The sequence below is a fragment of the Variovorax ginsengisoli genome (genome assembly GCF_030811835.1).
GTDB lineage: Bacteria > Pseudomonadota > Gammaproteobacteria > Burkholderiales > Burkholderiaceae_C > Variovorax > Variovorax ginsengisoli_C.
Map to the genome: position 1 here is coordinate 226211 of NZ_JAUSRO010000009.1, position 15652 is coordinate 241862.

Below are 15652 nucleotides of genomic sequence, written 5' to 3' on the forward strand. Positions count from 1 at the left end.
GACGAAGCAGATGACGCAGACGCAGCAAACTGGTGAACCGGCGGTGCAGATCGACAAACGTGGCCACGCGATGTGGGTCACGATCAACCGGCCCGACAAGCGCAACGCGATCAACAAGGACGTGGTGGCCGGCATCCGTGATGGCTGGCGGCGCGCGCATGCAGATGCCGACGTGCGCGTGATCGTGCTGACCGCCGCAGGCGACAAGGCCTTCTGTGCCGGCGGTGACCTGCAGCCCGGCGCAGGCTTCGCGTTCGACCTGTCGCAGCCCAACATCGACTACGCCGACATGCTGCGCGAGGTGCAGAACGCCACGCTGCCGAGCATCGCGCGCGTCAACGGCGTCTGCATGGCCGGTGGCGTGGGGCTGCTGTGCATGACCGACATGGCGGTTGCGGCCGACCATGTGCAGTTCGGCCTGCCCGAGGTGAAGATCGGTCTGTTCCCGATGCAGGTGCTGAGCCTGCTGCAGGCGATCGTGCCGCGCCGCACGTTGCGCGAGTGGTGCCTGACCGGCGAGCCTTTCGGCGCCGCCGAAGCGAAGGAGGCGGGCCTCCTGAACTACGCCGTGCCCGCCGACGAACTCGACGCCAGGACGCAATGGCTGGTCGATCGCCTGGCCGACAAGTCGCCGACTGCGCTGCGTCGCGGCAAGTACGCGATGCGGGCCATGGCATCGATGTCCTTCGACGAAGGCATCGCCTACACCGAGAGCCAGATCGCGCTGCTCGCCCTGACCGAGGACGCGCGCGAGGGGCTGGCGTCGTTCAACGAGAGGCGCCGGCCGGTGTGGACCGGGCGCTGAGCGCCGGCGTCATGCGCCGCGCCAGCCAGTCGAGCAGCAGCGCATTGACCGCCTCGGGTTGCTCCTGCTGCGTCCAGTGGCCGCAGTCGCTGAGGGTGTGGCGCTCCAGGTCGGGCACGATGCGCTCCATGCCGCGCGTCGTTGTCGGCGGCAGGAAGAAGTCGTCGGCGGCGCTGATCATCAGGGCCGGCACGCCGATGTGGTCGGGCGTGGCGGCCGTGTCCAGCCAGTTGCGGTGCAGGTTGCGATACCAGTTCAACGCGCCCTCGAAGCCGGTGCGTTCGTAGGTCCGCGCCAGAAGCTGGAGTTCCGGTTCTTCGAGCAGCGGCGCACCCATGAGCTCAGGTTCGCCGGTGAATACCGTGGCGGGCAGGGCGCGTACGCGTGCACAGAGGTGCGCGAATCTGTCGAGCGTGACGGCCGGGCGCCGCATCAGCCCGCGGAAGGTCGCGGTCACGTTGGCGCCGAGCAGTGCTTCGCCCACGCCGGGTTGCTGGAAGGTCACCATGTAGTGCGTCGGCCCGCGCGCCTGCCGCATGGTGTGCACCAGGTCCGCTTCGGTGCGGCGCGTGTAGGGCGTGTTGAGCGACGCGATGCCGAGCACGCGGTCCGCGTGGTCGCGCGCCAGCGTCCAGGCCAGCGCGCCGCCGAAGTCGTGGCCGACGATCACCGCCCGTGCATGGCCGAGCGCATCGAGCAGGCCAGTCACGTCGAGCGCGAGGTTCTGCATGCGGTAGCTCTCGAACGTGCCCTGCGGGCCGGTGTCGCCGTAGCCGCGCAGGTCCGGTGCAAGCACGCCGTAGCCCGCGTCCGTCAGCGCGCGGATCTGGTGGCGCCAGGAGAACGCGAGCTCCGGAAAGCCGTGCAGCAGCACGACCGTGGGTTTTGCCGCGTCACGTGGCGGGACCACGCTGGCCGCCATGTCGATGCCCTGCGTGCGGATGCGTTGCCAGCCGGGCAGCGTGTGTGCGGTGGATGGTGTGGGGCTCGGGGTCATGCTGCGGGCGATTGTGGTCACGCACCCCGACCAGGTCTTGCGCTTTGTCGCTAGGGCTTTCCCGCGGTCGGAGCAGCCCAGCGACTCCGCGCAAGCCAGCCCAGCGCCGCGCCACTAGCCTTCGCAGCGCCGCCACTCTGCGGCCCACGTCGATTCCCTTCGAGAGGTCCCCATGAAAGCTGCCGTCTTCCGCGGCGTCGATCGCTTGCTGTCGATCGAAGACATTCCGCTGCCGCAGGCCGGCGCCGGCGAGTTGGTGCTGCGCGTGTACTGCTGCGGCGTCTGCGGCTCCGACCTGCATGCCACGCACCCTGGCGTCTTCACGGTCAAGAGCGGCACGGTGCTCGGCCACGAGTTCGCCGGCGAGATCGTCGAGAGCGGTGCCGCGGGCTGGAAGGTCGGCGAACGCGTCACGGCGCTGCCGAACAACGCCTGCAATGGTTGCGTGGCCGACGGGCACCGCGAATGCCGCGAAGGGCTCGGCATGATCTGCCCGAACAACCGGCTGACGGGATTCAGCCCGAACCGGCCAGGTGCGCTGGCGGACTACGTCAAGGTGCCGGTCGGCCAGGCGCTGCGCCTGCCGGCGGCGGTGGGTGAGCGCGAAGGCGCGCTGCTGGAGCCGTTGGCGGTGGGCCTCCATGCGGTGCAGTCGGGCCGCGTCGGGCTGGCCGACCGGGTGCTGGTGATCGGCGGTGGACCGATCGGCCTGGCCGTGAGCACGTTTTCGCGGCAGGCCGGCGCTACCCACGTGGTGGTCAGTGAGTTCGCATCGGGCCGGCGCGAGATGGCCACGCGCTTCGGCGCGACGGCGGTGATCGACCCGGCGGCGGGCGAGCCCGCGGGCGAGGCGTTCGCCCGCGCCACCGGTGGGGCGCCCGACGTGATCTTCGAATGCGTCGGCGCGCCCGGGCTGATCCAGCAGTGCGTCGACCTGTCCCGGCCGCGGGGGCGGGTGGTGGTGGTCGGCGTCTGTCCGACCGAAGACCGCGTGCTGCCGCAGCGCGCGATGGCCAAGGAGATCAGCCTGCAGTTCGTGATGGGCTACGGCAAGCCCGACTGGCAGCGCGTGCTGGCGCTGCTGGACGCCGGCAGCGTCGATCCGGCGCCGATGATCACCGACACCGTGAGCCTGGACGACCTGCCCGCCGCCTTCGAGGCACTGCGCAGGCCGACCACGCAGATCAAGCTGCTGGTGCGCCCGGGGTCAACCCCGAGCCGGTCAGCGAGTGGACGCAAGAGCACGCTGGAGTCCAGCGATAGCCTACCGCGATGACCTTGCTTGGCACTGCGGCCCTTCCTTTCCATGACTGACATCGTCTCCCTTGACCGACATGGCGACATCGCTGTGCTGACCATTTCGAACCCACCCGTCAACGCCCTGTCGCCGGCGGTGGTGGCCGGGTTGACGGCGGCCGTCGCGGCCTTTGAAGCCGATCGCACCTACGCCGCGCTGCTGGTGCACAGCAGCGGACGCACCTTCGTCGCGGGCGGCGACATCACATCCTTCGACGCCCCCGATTTCTCCGCGGCGCCCTACAACGACACGCTGGCACGGATCGAGGCGCTCGACCGGCCGGTGGCGGCTGCGCTGCACGGCACCGTGCTGGGCGGCGGCCTCGAACTCGCCCTGGCCTGCCATTGGCGCGTGGCGCTTCCGTCGACCCAGCTGGGCCTTCCCGAAGTCAAGCTCGGCATCCTGCCGGGTTCGCTCGGCACGCAACGCCTGCCGCGCCTGGCGGGCGCAAAGCTGGCGCTCGACATGATTGCCAGCGGCCGAAGCATCGGGGCCGAAGCGGCACGCCAGGCCGGCATCGTCGACGAAGTGCGAGAGGGCACGCCGCTGGAGGTGGGGCTGGCCTTTGTCCAAGACCTGCTGGCACGCCGCGTCGGCCCCCGCGGCACCAGTGAACGCGCCGTGCCCGACGAGGGCCTGCCGGCCGATTTCTTCGACCAGGCGCTCGCCGAGGCAGCGGCGCGCAAGCCGTTCTACCCGTCGGCCCGGAACATCGTGCTGGCCGTGCAGGCGGCGGCCACGCTGCCCTTCGCCGAAGGCGAGGCGGTCGAGGCGCGCCTGTTCGAGGCGTTGCGCGTGTCGCCCGAATCGCAGGCGATGCGCCACCTGTTCTTCGCCGAGCGGCAGGCCGCAAAGATCCCGGGCCTGGGCCGCGAGCTCGCGCTGCGCCCGGTGCACAGCGTCGGCATCCTGGGGGCGGGCACCATGGGCGGCGGCATTGCGATGAACTTCGTCAACGCTGGCATTCCGACGGTGCTGGTCGAGGTCACGCAGGCTGCGCTCGACCGTGGCCTGGGTCTGATCCGAACCCACTACGAGGCCAGCGCCGCGAAAGGGCGCCTCACCGCACAGCAGGTCGCGCAGCGCATGGCCCTGCTGCGCGGCACGCTCGACGATGCTGCCTTCGCCGATTGCGACCTGGTGATCGAAGCCGTGTTCGAGAACATGGACCTGAAGAAGCAGGTCTGTGCGCGGCTGGGCCAAGTATGCCAGCCCGGCGCGATCATCGCCACCAACACCTCGACGCTCGACGTCGACGTGCTCGCCGCTGCGACCGGCCGGCCGGCCGACGTGGTCGGCATGCACTTCTTCAGCCCCGCCAACGTGATGCGGCTGCTTGAGGTGGTGCGCGGTGCACGCACAGCGCCCGACGTGCTCGCCACCGTCATGCAGCTGGCCCGTCGCATTGGCAAGGTGGCGGTGGTGTCGGGCGTGTGCTACGGCTTCATCGGCAACCGCATGGCCGAGGTGTACATGCGCGAGGCCGAGTTCCTGATGATGGAAGGTGCCAGCCCGTCGCAGATCGATGGCGCGGTCGAAGCGCTCGGCATGGCGATGGGGCCGTGCCGCATGCTCGACATGGCCGGGATCGACGTGGGCGCCAATACCGTCATCGAATACGGCAAGGCGGGCGGCCTGCCGCCGGACGACAGCTACCGCGCCGTGGTGCGCCGGATGTTCGAGATCGGCCGCTTCGGCCAGAAGACCGGCGCCGGCTACTACCGCTATGACGGCCGCAAACCGGTGGACGACCCGGAGACGTCGCGCATTGCCGCCGAACTGGCCGCTTCCCACGGCATCGCGCGGCGCAGCGACATCGGCGCACAGGAGATCGTCGAGCGGCTGCTCTATTCGCTGATCAACGAAGGCGCGAGGATCCTGGAGGAGGGCATTGCCTACCGGCCCGGCGACATCGACATCGTCTGGACGGCTGGCTACGGATTTCCCGACCACAAGGGCGGCCCGCTGTGGATGGCCGATGCGATCGGTCTTGCGACGATCGTCGAGCGCCTGCAGCACTACGCCAGCACGCGCGGCGACGCCTTCGGCTATTGGCGTGTGTCCCCCCTTCTGGCGTCCCTTGCAGGCAAGGGCCAACGCATCTCTGACTTCGCAGGAACACTCGCATGAAAGAAGCCGTCATCGTCTCCACCGCGCGCACCGGCATCGGCCGCGCCTACAAGGGGGCGCTCAACCACACCAAATCGCCGTCAATGCTCGCGCATGCCATCACGCATGCGGTGCAGCGCGCCGGCGTGGAAGGGGCAGAGATCGAGGACGCCGTCATCGGCTGCGTGCTGGCCGGAGGCACGGCCGGCATGAACCTCGCGCGCAACGCGGTGCTTGCGGCCGGGCTGCCTGCCACGGTGTCGGGCCAGACGATGGACCGTCAGTGCGCCTCGGGCCTGATGGCGATCGCCACCGCGGCCAAGCAGGTGATGGTCGACGGCATGGACATCGTGGTCGCTGGCGGCCACGACAACATCTCCGCCGTGCAAGAGGCCTACATGGGCTGGGTCGCGAAGGAGAAGGACCCGCGTGTGATCGCGCGGGTCCCCCATGCCTACATGCCGATGCTGCAGACGGCGGAGTTCGTCGCAAAGAAGTACGGCATCTCGCGCGAGGCGCAGGACCGCTACGCGCTGATGTCGCAGCAGCGCACGGCGGCCGCGCAGGCGGCAGGTCGCTTCGATGCGGAGATCGTGCCTTTCTCCACCAGGATGGCGGTGGTCGACAAGGCGACCCAGGACATCTCGTACCGCGAGGTGACGCTCGACCGCGACGAAGGCAACCGGCCCGAGACCACGCTCGAAGGCTTGATGTCGCTCAGGCCGGTGATCGAGGGCGGCGTGGTCACTGCCGGCAATGCCAGCCAGCTGTCCGATGGGGCCTCGGCCTGCGTGCTGATGGAGCGTGGCCTCGCCGAGCGCCGTGGCCTGGCGCCGCTGGGCATCTACCGCGGTATGTCGGTGGCCGGCTGTGCGCCCGAGGAGATGGGCATCGGGCCCATCTACGCGATCCCGAAGCTGCTCAAGCAGCATGGCCTGACGGTGGACGACATCGGCCTCTGGGAGCTCAACGAGGCTTTCGCCTGCCAGGTGCTGTACTGCCGTGACCACCTGGGCATCGACCCTGACAGATTCAACGTGGACGGCGGCGGCATCTCCATCGGCCATCCGTACGGCATGACGGGCGCGCGCGTGGTGGGCCATGCACTCATCGAAGGCAAGCGCCGTGGCGTGAAGTACGTGGTGGCGACGATGTGCGTCGGTGGCGGCATGGGCGCCGCGGCGCTGTTCGAAGTCGCCTGACCCGCGACACCCAGAAAAGAGCAGGAGACAAAGCCATGGAAGACCTCACCCTCATCGACAGCCTGAAGCGCCAGCTGATCGACCGTCCCGACGAACTCGCCTACCGCCATGGCGAGCAGCGCCTGAGCTACCGCGATGTCGAGGCCCACACCAGCCGACTGGCCAACGCGCTGGCACACGCGGGCGTCACGCGCGACACCCGTGTCGCGGTGCTGACCAAGCATCACATCGAATGCATCCTGGTGACGCTGGCTGCATGCAAGCTCGGTGCGGTGTGCATGCCCGTCAACTGGCGGCTGACGGCCAGCGAAGTCGCGTACATCGTGAACAACGGCGAGGCGCCGTTTCTCATGGCCGACGCCGAGTTCATGCCCACGGTCGAGAAGGCTGGCCTGCCAGGCGTGAAGACACTTGTGTGCACCGGCGCGACCCATGGCAGCGTGCCGTCGCTGGCGCAGTGGTACGCCGACTTCCCCGACACCTTCACCCCGGTGGCGGCCGACACGCACGATGCGGCGCTGCAACTGTATTCATCAGGCACCACCGGCCTGCCCAAGGGCATCGTGCTGTCGCATGCGGGGCTGCTTTCGACCTCGCGCGTGGTGGCCAAGGAATGGAAGTTCGACCATCGCCACGTGCTCGGCAACCCGCTGCCGGTGTTCCATGTCGCCGGCATGACGATGCTGCTGCTGACGCTGTGCACGGGTGGCCAGACGTCGGCCTATGCCGACTTCGATCCGAAGGCCTACCTGAAGGCTTTCGCGCAGCACGGCATCACCCACACCTTCGTGGTGCCGGCGATGATCCTGTTCATGCTGCAGGTGCCTGACGCCAAGGCGCACGACTTCGGCATGCTGCAGCTGATGGCGTACGGTGGTTCGCCGGTGAGCGAGACGGTGCTGCAGCAGGCGTTCGACGTCTTTGGCTGCGACTTCCTGCAGGTGTACGGGTTGACCGAAGTCTCGGGCCCTGCGACCTTTCTGTTCCCCGAGGACCACCGGTCCGGTGACGCGTCGCTGCTGCGGTCGGCCGGACGGCCGATCGGCGGCGGGCGCCTGCGCATCGTCGACCCGATCAGCCTGCAGGACCTGCCCGACGGCGAGGTCGGCGAGATCTGGATCGAGTCCGACCGCAACCTGAAGGAATACTGGCGCAATCCGCAGGCCACCGCTGCGGCCTATCCGGAAGGGCGCAATACCAACGGCGGCTGGTTCCGTTCGGGCGACGGGGGCTATCTGAAGGACGGCTACCTCTTCATCAACGACCGCATCAAGGACATGATCGTCTCGGGTGGCGAGAACATCTATCCGGCCGAGGTCGAGAACGTGCTCATGCGCCACCCGGCCGTGCTGGACGGCGCAGTCATCGGCGTGCCCGATGCGACCTGGGGCGAGGCGGTCAAGGCCTGCGTGGTGCTTCGCCCCGGCGCCACCGCGAGCGAGCGCGACATCATCGAGTTCATGCGCGAGAACCTCGCGCACTACAAGTGCCCCAAGAGCCTCGACATCATCGAGGCGCTGCCGCGCAACCCGAGCGGCAAGGTACTCAAGCGCGTGCTGCGCGAGCCGTACTGGAAGGGCCAGGCGCGAGCCGTCGGCTAGGTCGTTGGTTGCGGACAGACATCTGAACAACAAGGAGACACAGGCATGCTGAAGAAACTCATCGTCGCGGCCATGGCTGCGGCCACGTGCTGGATCGCGCCGCAGGCGCTGGCGCAGGACAAGCCGATCAAGATCGCGCTCATCGCAAGCAAGACCGGGCCCTCGGAGGCCTATGCGCGCGACACCGAGCGTGGCCTGCGCCTGGGCCTGGATTACCTCACGCAGGGCACGATGACGCTGCTCGGCCGCAAGATCGAGGTGATCGTCAAGGACGACCAGATGAAGCCGGAGCTCTCCAAGGCGATGCTCACGGAGGCATTGGCTGACGACAAGGCCGACATCGCCGTGGGCACCTCGTGGTCCGGCGGTGCGCTGTCGATGGCGCCGGTGGCCGAAGAGTACGGCAAGATCCTGATGCTCGAGCCGGCCATCGCCGATTCGCTGACCGGGTCGGCCTGGAACAAGTACCTGTTTCGCGCCAGCCGCAATTCGTTCCAGGACGCGCTCGCCAGCGCGGCCGGCCTGAAGGACGGCGACAACATCGCCTTCCTCGCGCCCGACTACGTCTATGGGAAAGACGGCGTTCGAGCCTTCAAGGAGGCCTTGATCGCGACCCAGAGCAAGGCCAAGGTCATCCACGAGGAATTCGTTCCGCTGTCGACCTCGGACTTCACGGCGCCGATGCAGCGCATCTTCGACCGCATGAAAGACCTGCAGGGCAAGAAGTACCTGATGGTGATCTGGGGCGCGCCCAACCCGATCCGCAAGATCTCGGAGCTGAACCCGGGCCGCTACGGCATCGAGTTCCTGTCGATCGGCGGGGCCAACCTGGAGAACGCCAAGCCCTGGAAGGGCCTGGACATCACGGGCGGCATCTTCTACTACTACGGCTTCCCGAAGAACGCGATGAACGACTGGCTGGTCGCAGAGCACCAGAAGCGCTACCAGGTGCCGCCGGACCTGTTCACCGCGGGCGGCTTCGTCACGGCGGCGGCCATCGTGGCCGGCATCAGGAAGGCCAACTCGGTCGACACGCCCAAGCTCATCGCAGCGATGGAAGGCATGGAGTTCGACACTCCCAAGGGCAAGATGACCTTTCGCAAGGAAGACCACCAGGCCCTGCAGACGCAGTACCAGTTCCGCATGAAGAAGAACCCCGCGAGCGAGTGGGACCTGTTCGATCTGGTGCGCGAGATCCCGGCGTCGGAGATGCCGCTGCCTATTACGGTCAAACGCTGAGATGTGGCGCACCCCCAGTCTTCGCGCACTTCGTGTCGCTGCGCCAACCCCCTTGCAGCGAGCGATACCTGCGGCCCGGCGAAGCCGGTTCCGCGGTATCCCTGGGCGGGGGCATTGACGTGACGACTTCTGCACCCGCGCTTGCCAGCCGCGGGCTCGGCATCCGTTTCGGCGGCCATGCCGCGGTGGACGACGTGACGACCGAGTTCGCGGCCGGCACGCTGACGGCCATCGTCGGGCCCAATGGCGCCGGCAAGACGACCTACTTCAACCTCTTGTCGGGGCAGCTGCGTGCGAGTGCAGGCACGGTGCGCCTGAACGGCGAAGACATCACGCGGCTGAACGCGGCGCAGCGCACCGCGCGCGGCATCGGCCGTGCGTTTCAGCTGACCAACCTCTTTCCGCGGCTGAGCGTGCTGGAGAACGTGCGCCTGGCGGTGCAGAGCCGGCACCGCGCGGGCTTCAACATGCTGGCGATGTGGCGCCAGCGCGCCGACCTGATCGCGCAGGCCGAAGCGTGCCTCGAGGAGGTCGGGCTGGCGGCGCGGCGCGACGACCTGGCGGCCAAGCTGCCGCACGGCGACAAACGCAAGCTCGAAGTCGCGATCCTGATGGCGCTGGAGCCGCAGATCGTGATGTTCGACGAGCCCACGGCGGGCATGAGCGTCGACGAGGTGCCAGTGATCCTCGAACTCATCCGCCGCCTGAAGGCGCGCGGCGACAAGACCATCCTGCTGGTGGAACACAAGATGGACGTGATCCATTCGCTGGCCGACCGCATCGTCGTGCTGCACAACGGGCGTCTGGTGGCCGATGGCCTGCCGGTCGAGGTGATGGCTTCGGCCATCGTGCAGGAGGCCTACCTGGGCGTGCGCCGCACGCCGGCACAACGGCGGGAGGCGGCCCATGCCTGAGCACACGGACGCACCGCTGCTGCAGCTGAGCGGCATGCACACCCACATCGGCGAGTACCACATCCTTCAGGGCGTCGATCTGGTGGTGCCGCGCGCCGGCCTCACGGTGCTGCTGGGCCGCAACGGCGCGGGCAAGAGCACCACGCTGCGGACCATCATGGGCCTGTGGCATGCCAGCCGCGGCACGCTGCGTTTCGACGGCGCAGACATCACGGCGGAGAAGACGCCCGACATCTCGCGCCGCGGCATCGCCTTCGTGCCCGAAGACATGGGCATCTTCTCCGGACTGACGGTGCAGGAGAACCTGCGCCTGGCCGCCATCAGCGGCCGCTTCGACGAGGCGCGGCTCGACTGGATCTTCGGGCTGTTCCCCGCGCTCAAGCGCTTCTGGCTGCGGCCGGGCGGCACGCTGTCGGGTGGGCAAAAGCAGATGGTGGCCATCGCCCGCGCCATCATCGAGCCGCGCAAGCTGCTGCTCATCGACGAGCCGACCAAGGGCCTGGCGCCCGCCATCGTCGATAACCTGGCGCAGGCCTTCGAGGACCTGAAAGCCCGCGACACGACCATCCTGCTGGTCGAGCAGAACTTCCACTTCGTCCGCGCGCTCGGCGACCATGTCGCGGTGATGGACGACGGCCGCATCGTGCACGCCGGCCGCATGGCCGACCTGTCGGCCGACGAGGCGCTGCAGGCGCGGCTGCTCGGCCTGCATGCCGGCGCCGTGCACTGAGCACCCGCACCCTTTGATCGGAAAGCCCATGGCCGCCATCTCCCCCACCGCCGAAGAGCCGTCGACGGCGCCCCCCGCACTGGAGGCCTTGCCGGGCCGCACGCGCGACATGGTGCCCGGCATCCTCATCCTGGCCTTCATCGCCATTGCACTGCCGATCGTCGGCAGCGTGCCGACCTGGGTCACGCTCACCGTCGCTGCGCTGGCGATGGGCATGATGTTGTTCATCATGGCCAGCGGCCTCACGCTCGTGTTCGGGTTGATGGACGTGATGAACCTCGGCCACGCAGCCTTCGTCGCCGTCGGCGCCTACACGGCCACGCTGCTGGTCGGCCCGCTCCAGCCGCTGCTGGCGTCCGGCTCGGTGTGGGCTGCACTCGCTGCGATCGTGGCGGTCATCGCCCTGTCGATGTGGGTGACTGCCGTGCTCGGCTGGGTGTACGAACGGCTCTTCGTCAAGCCGGTGTATGGCGATCACCTCAAGCAGATTCTCATCACCATCGGCGCGATGATCATCATCGAGCAACTGGTGCTGGTGCTGTTCGGCGCCAACCAGATGCTGCTGCCACTGCCCGAAGCCGTGCGTGGCTCGTTCGTCTTCGGCGACATCGCCGTCGAGCGCTACCGCCTCGTCGCAGTGGCGGTGGGCGTGCTGGTGTTCATCGGCCTGACGCTGATGCTCAACCGCACGCGCATCGGCCTGCTGATCCGCGCCGGCGTCGAGAACCGGTCGATGGTCGAGGCGCTTGGGTACCGCGTGCGTGGCATCTTCGTCGGCGTGTTCGTGGCTGGTTCGGCGCTGGCCGGGCTGGGCGGCGTGATGTGGGCTTTCTACCGCGAACAGTTCACCGTGGCGATCGGCGCCGAGGTGCTGGTGCAGATGCTCATCATCGTGATCATCGGCGGGCTCGGCTCGGTCACCGGCTGCTTCGTCGGCGCCATGCTGATCGCGCTGTGCACCAACTACGTGAGCTTCCTGCTGCCCGACCTCGCGCTGGTGTCGAACATCCTCGTGATGATGGTGGTGCTGCTCTGGCGCCCGCAGGGGCTCTACCCGATCGACAAGCACTAGGGCCCGTCCACGCCATGCTGACCCGAATCCTCTCTGGTGACTTCCCGCGCAGTCGTGTGCTCTCGGCGTTGCTGCTGCTGGTCGTCCTTTACCTGGCCACCGCGCCGTTCCTGTTCTCGGGGGCGCGCTCGCTCAACGTGGCCGCCACCATCTGCGTGTTCATCGTACTCGTGGCGTCGTTCGACCTGCTGCTGGGCTATTGCGGCGTGGTGTCGTTCGCGCATGCGATGTTCTACGGCATCGGCGCCTACGGCGTGGCCATCGCGATGTACAAGATGGGGCCGACCTGGACGGCGCTGGCCACCGGTGCGGTGTCCGCCATCGCGCTGTCGGTGCTGCTGTCCTTCCTCATCGCGCTGATCTCGCTGCGCGTGAAGGCGATCTTCTACACGATGATGACACTGGCCTTCGGCGCCGCCTTCGGTGCGCTGGTGATGCGGCTGAGCGGCCTGACGGGCGGCGACGACGGCCGCACCTTCCGCCTGCCGGAGGTGTTGACGCCGGCCTGGCGGCTGTTCGAAGCGCCGGTGTTCGGCACCGCGGTCAATGGCCGCGTGCTCACGTACTACCTGATCTTCGCCGTGTCGGCAGCGCTCTTCCTGCTGATGCTGCGCGTGGTGAACTCGCGCTTCGGCCGCGTGCTCGAGGCGATCCGCGAGAACGACTTCCGCGCAGAGGCCATCGGCTACCGCACGCTCTACTACCGCATCGCGATCAACTGCCTGGCGGCCGCGCTCGCCACCTGTGCAGGCATCCTGATGGCGATTTGGCTGCGCTATGTCGGGCCCCAGACGACGGTTGGCTTCAACGTGATGCTCAACATCCTGCTGATGGCGGTGATCGGTGGGCTGGGCACCGTCTACGGTGCGGTGGTCGGCGTCGCGCTGTTCGTGGTCGCCGAGAACTACCTGCAGAGCCTGATGGGCGGGTTGAGCGGCTCGCTCACCGCCGTGCCGCTGCTGGCCAAGCTGTTCCACCCGGACCGCTGGTTGCTGTGGTTCGGCCTGGTGTTCGTGCTGTCGGTCTATTTCTTTCCGAGCGGCATCGTCGGCAAGCTGCGCGCTGCGCTGCCTACAGCAAAGGGGATTCGATGAGTGAGGCCACCAACGCAGCCGTGGGCGTGCGGGTCGACGGCCACGTGCTGATCGTCAGCATTCAGCGCCCGCAGGTACGCAACGCGGTCAACATGGCGGTGGCGCAGGGCATCGCCGCGGCGATGGAGGAACTCGACGCCAATCCGGCGCTGCACATCGGCGTCCTCACCGGTTCCGGTGGCACCTTTTGCGCGGGCATGGACCTCAAGGCCTTCGCGTACGAGGGTGTCGAGCCCGCCATCGAGGGCCGGGGCTTCGCGGGCCTCTGCGAGGCCCCGCCGCGCAAGCCGTTGATCGCCGCCGTCGAAGGGCATGCGGTGGCCGGCGGCTTCGAGATCGTGCTGGCGTGCGACATGGTGGTGGCCGCGCGCGGCGCCAGCTTCGGACTGCCGGAGGCCAAGCGAGGCATCGTGGCCTCGTCGGGCGGGTTGATGCGGCTGCCCCAGCGGCTGTCGGCCAACCTCGCGATGGAAATGGCACTGCTCGGCGACCCGATCTCCGCGGAACAGGCGCACGCCTGGGGGCTGGTCAACCGGCTGGTGGAGCCCGGACAGGCGCTCGCGGCAGCGCTGGTGCTGGCACGGGCCATCGACGCCAATGCGCCCTTGGCCGTGGCAGCGAGCAAGCAGATCGTGCAGGGCTCGCGCAACTGGAGCGATGCCGAGATGTTCGAGCGGCAGCGGCCCATCGCGCGTGCGGTGAACGGGTCGGCCGATGCGCGCGAAGGCGCGGCGGCGTTTGCGCAGAAGCGGGTGGCGCGTTGGCGCGGGTGTTGAGGCCGGCGTGGTGGAATCACAGCCTCTCATTCCGGACCCCACGCTCCCATGCACCCCTTACAACCCTTGCTCAGCGCCATCGCTTCCATGCCGCTGCCTGGCGACGCGCAGCGTATCTTCCACGGCCGCGGCGCACTTCACCCCGACTGTGCGCATCTGTCTCTCGACTTCTTTGCGCCCGTGTGGCTGTTGACCAGCTTCCAGCCTGTTGCAGAGGATGACTTGGCGGTGATCGGTTCGGCGCTCGCGCAGCGCTGGGAACAACTGGCGCCTGGCGAGCCGCTGCACTGGGTGTTTCAATGCCGGCACGAAGGCCAGAGCCACACGCAAGTGATGGCTGGCACCGTGCCCGATCCGCATTGGGTCACCGAAGCCGGTGTCCGCTACCGCGTCAACGTGGCCAAGGGCCAGAACCATGGGCTGTTTCTGGATATGGCGCAAGGACGGCGCTGGGTGCACGCGTTCTTGGCGGCGCGCACCGAGCCTCGGTCGCGCGTTCGGGTGCTGAATCTGTTCGCCTACACCTGCGCCTTTTCGGTCGTCGCTCGACTGGCAGGGGCCCGGCATGTCACCAACCTGGACATGAGCAAGCCGGCGCTGGCCATCGGGCAGCAGAACCACCGCGCCAACGGGGTGTTGTCCGATGTCAGCTTTCTGCCGCACGACCTGTTCGCGTCGTGGGGAAAAGTGACGCGCGGCGGACCCTATGGGTTGATCATCATCGACCCGCCGAGCTACCAGAAGGGCAGCTTTGTCGCCACCAAGGACTACGCACGGCTCATCAAACGCCTGCCGGACCTGCTGGCGCCAGATGGCCATGTCTTGCTCTGCCTCAACGCGCCGGAACTGGGGCCGGCTTTTCTGAAGGACGCCATGGGTGCGCTGGCGCCAGAACTGGCGTTCGTGGAGCGGCTCGCGAATCCGCCCGCTTTTGCGGATGTCTCGGAAGAGCGATCGCTGAAGGCGCTGGTCTACAAGGCGCCGCCGCGGTCGCAATGAAGGGCGGTCGATCGCATCAGGCGTGGTCTTTCTTGGCAGGGTTACCCACGTAGGGGATCGCGTGGTCGATGGTGTCCCAGATGAAGCGGCCCGACGGGCTCTGCTGCTCCTCCACGATGTGCGCCACCAGGCCGGCAGCACGCGAGATGACGGCGAAGCCGCGCATGACCCCGGTGGGGACGCCGATCTCTCCCAGCAGCGCGGCCACGGCACCGGTGGCGTTCAGGGTGATCGGCCGGCCCACGACTTCGTCGACGGCGGCTGACAACTGATTCAGCGCCCGTACCTTGTCGCCCTTGAGCTCTGACTCGGCACGCGCAAGTTCCAGTAGCTTGTAGGCCCGTGGATCGACCGGTTTGTGCAAGTGGTGGCCAAAGCCCGGCACCGCGCTGCGCTGCGCTTTGTAATGACGGGCGATCGCCAGCGCTTCGGCCTGTGGGTCGGCCGCTGCCTGAATGCGGTCGAGCAGGCCCGAGCAGTTCTCCATGGTGCCGACGAAGCTGCTTCCCACAGCCAGCAGGCCCGAGGCGACGGCGCCCTGCAGGTTCTCTGGTGCGCTCATGTAGATGAGCCGGGTGGCGATGGCGCTGGGCGTCAGGCCGTGCTCCATCAGTACGATCAACACGGCGTCGGTGATGCGCATGTCCACCGGACGCGGCGTGCGCTGCAGAATCTGCATCAGCATGACCTCGGTGAAGGTCTTCTTGCCTAGCAGGTCTTCCACCAGATCGGCATCGCCGTAGTGCAGGCTGGTGAGGGTGTGGGTGCACAGGCGGGTGACGGGCCCCTTGGCGCCGTCGGGCAGGGATGCAGTCAT

Annotated in this window: 14 protein-coding genes; 12 read left to right on the plus strand and 2 right to left on the minus strand. The window is 68.0% G+C overall.

Going from position 1 to position 15652, the window contains the following annotated elements:
- The first annotated feature begins 10 nt into the window (after positions 1–10).
- Entirely contained in the window at positions 11–805 is a 795-nt protein-coding gene (locus J2W36_RS15795) for an enoyl-CoA hydratase/isomerase family protein (protein ID WP_307690700.1), read from the plus strand.
- Here the strand turns inward: J2W36_RS15795 and J2W36_RS15800 are convergent.
- Positions 768–1802 (minus strand): alpha/beta fold hydrolase, encoded by a 1035-nt coding sequence (locus tag J2W36_RS15800; RefSeq protein ID WP_307690701.1) that lies wholly within the window; start codon positions 1800–1802, stop codon positions 768–770. The genes J2W36_RS15795 and J2W36_RS15800 overlap by 38 nt on opposite strands.
- 172 nt (positions 1803–1974) lie before the next feature.
- Between J2W36_RS15800 and J2W36_RS15805 the strand changes: the two genes are divergently transcribed.
- The 11 genes from J2W36_RS15805 to J2W36_RS15855 all read left to right on the plus strand — a co-directional run bounded on the left by J2W36_RS15805 (position 1975) and on the right by J2W36_RS15855 (position 14835).
- Positions 1975–3078, plus strand: a complete 1104-nt coding sequence (locus J2W36_RS15805; protein ID WP_307690702.1) for a zinc-binding dehydrogenase — start codon at positions 1975–1977, stop codon at positions 3076–3078.
- A 30-nt stretch (positions 3079–3108) separates the two neighbouring features.
- On the plus strand, positions 3109–5229 hold the full coding sequence (locus J2W36_RS15810) for a 3-hydroxyacyl-CoA dehydrogenase NAD-binding domain-containing protein (protein WP_307690703.1): 2121 nt from the start codon (positions 3109–3111) through the stop codon (positions 5227–5229).
- On the plus strand, positions 5226–6410 hold the full coding sequence (locus J2W36_RS15815) for an acetyl-CoA C-acyltransferase (RefSeq protein WP_307690704.1): 1185 nt from the start codon (positions 5226–5228) through the stop codon (positions 6408–6410). Before J2W36_RS15810 ends, J2W36_RS15815 begins: the two co-directional genes overlap by 4 nt.
- A 35-nt stretch (positions 6411–6445) precedes the next feature.
- Positions 6446–8011, plus strand: a complete 1566-nt coding sequence (locus J2W36_RS15820; RefSeq protein ID WP_307690705.1) for a long-chain-fatty-acid--CoA ligase — start codon at positions 6446–6448, stop codon at positions 8009–8011.
- Between the two features lie 48 nt (positions 8012–8059).
- A complete protein-coding gene (locus J2W36_RS15825) occupies positions 8060–9250 on the plus strand; it encodes a substrate-binding domain-containing protein (RefSeq protein WP_307690741.1) in 1191 nt (396 codons plus the stop codon).
- Positions 9251–9369: 119 nt separating this feature from the next.
- Positions 9370–10164 (plus strand): ABC transporter ATP-binding protein, encoded by a 795-nt coding sequence (locus J2W36_RS15830; RefSeq protein ID WP_307690706.1) that lies wholly within the window; start codon positions 9370–9372, stop codon positions 10162–10164.
- Positions 10157–10894 carry an ABC transporter ATP-binding protein gene (locus J2W36_RS15835; RefSeq protein WP_307690707.1) on the plus strand — a complete coding sequence of 246 codons (738 nt, stop codon included), beginning with the start codon at positions 10157–10159 and terminating at the stop codon, positions 10892–10894. The genes J2W36_RS15830 and J2W36_RS15835 overlap by 8 nt, the downstream gene beginning before the upstream one ends.
- A gap of 28 nt (positions 10895–10922) precedes the next feature.
- Positions 10923–11966: a branched-chain amino acid ABC transporter permease gene (locus J2W36_RS15840; RefSeq protein ID WP_307690708.1), complete on the plus strand. Its 1044-nt coding sequence runs from the start codon at positions 10923–10925 to the stop codon at positions 11964–11966.
- A 14-nt stretch (positions 11967–11980) separates the two neighbouring features.
- Positions 11981–13060 (plus strand): branched-chain amino acid ABC transporter permease, encoded by a 1080-nt coding sequence (locus tag J2W36_RS15845; protein ID WP_307690709.1) that lies wholly within the window; start codon positions 11981–11983, stop codon positions 13058–13060.
- On the plus strand, positions 13057–13836 hold the full coding sequence (locus tag J2W36_RS15850) for a crotonase/enoyl-CoA hydratase family protein (protein ID WP_307690710.1): 780 nt from the start codon (positions 13057–13059) through the stop codon (positions 13834–13836). The genes J2W36_RS15845 and J2W36_RS15850 overlap by 4 nt, the downstream gene beginning before the upstream one ends.
- A gap of 48 nt (positions 13837–13884) precedes the next feature.
- A complete protein-coding gene (locus J2W36_RS15855) occupies positions 13885–14835 on the plus strand; it encodes a class I SAM-dependent methyltransferase (RefSeq protein WP_307690711.1) in 951 nt (316 codons plus the stop codon).
- Between the two features lie 16 nt (positions 14836–14851).
- Here the strand turns inward: J2W36_RS15855 and J2W36_RS15860 are convergent, their stop codons facing one another.
- Positions 14852–15652 (minus strand): citryl-CoA lyase, encoded by an 801-nt coding sequence (locus J2W36_RS15860; protein WP_307690712.1) that lies wholly within the window; start codon positions 15650–15652, stop codon positions 14852–14854.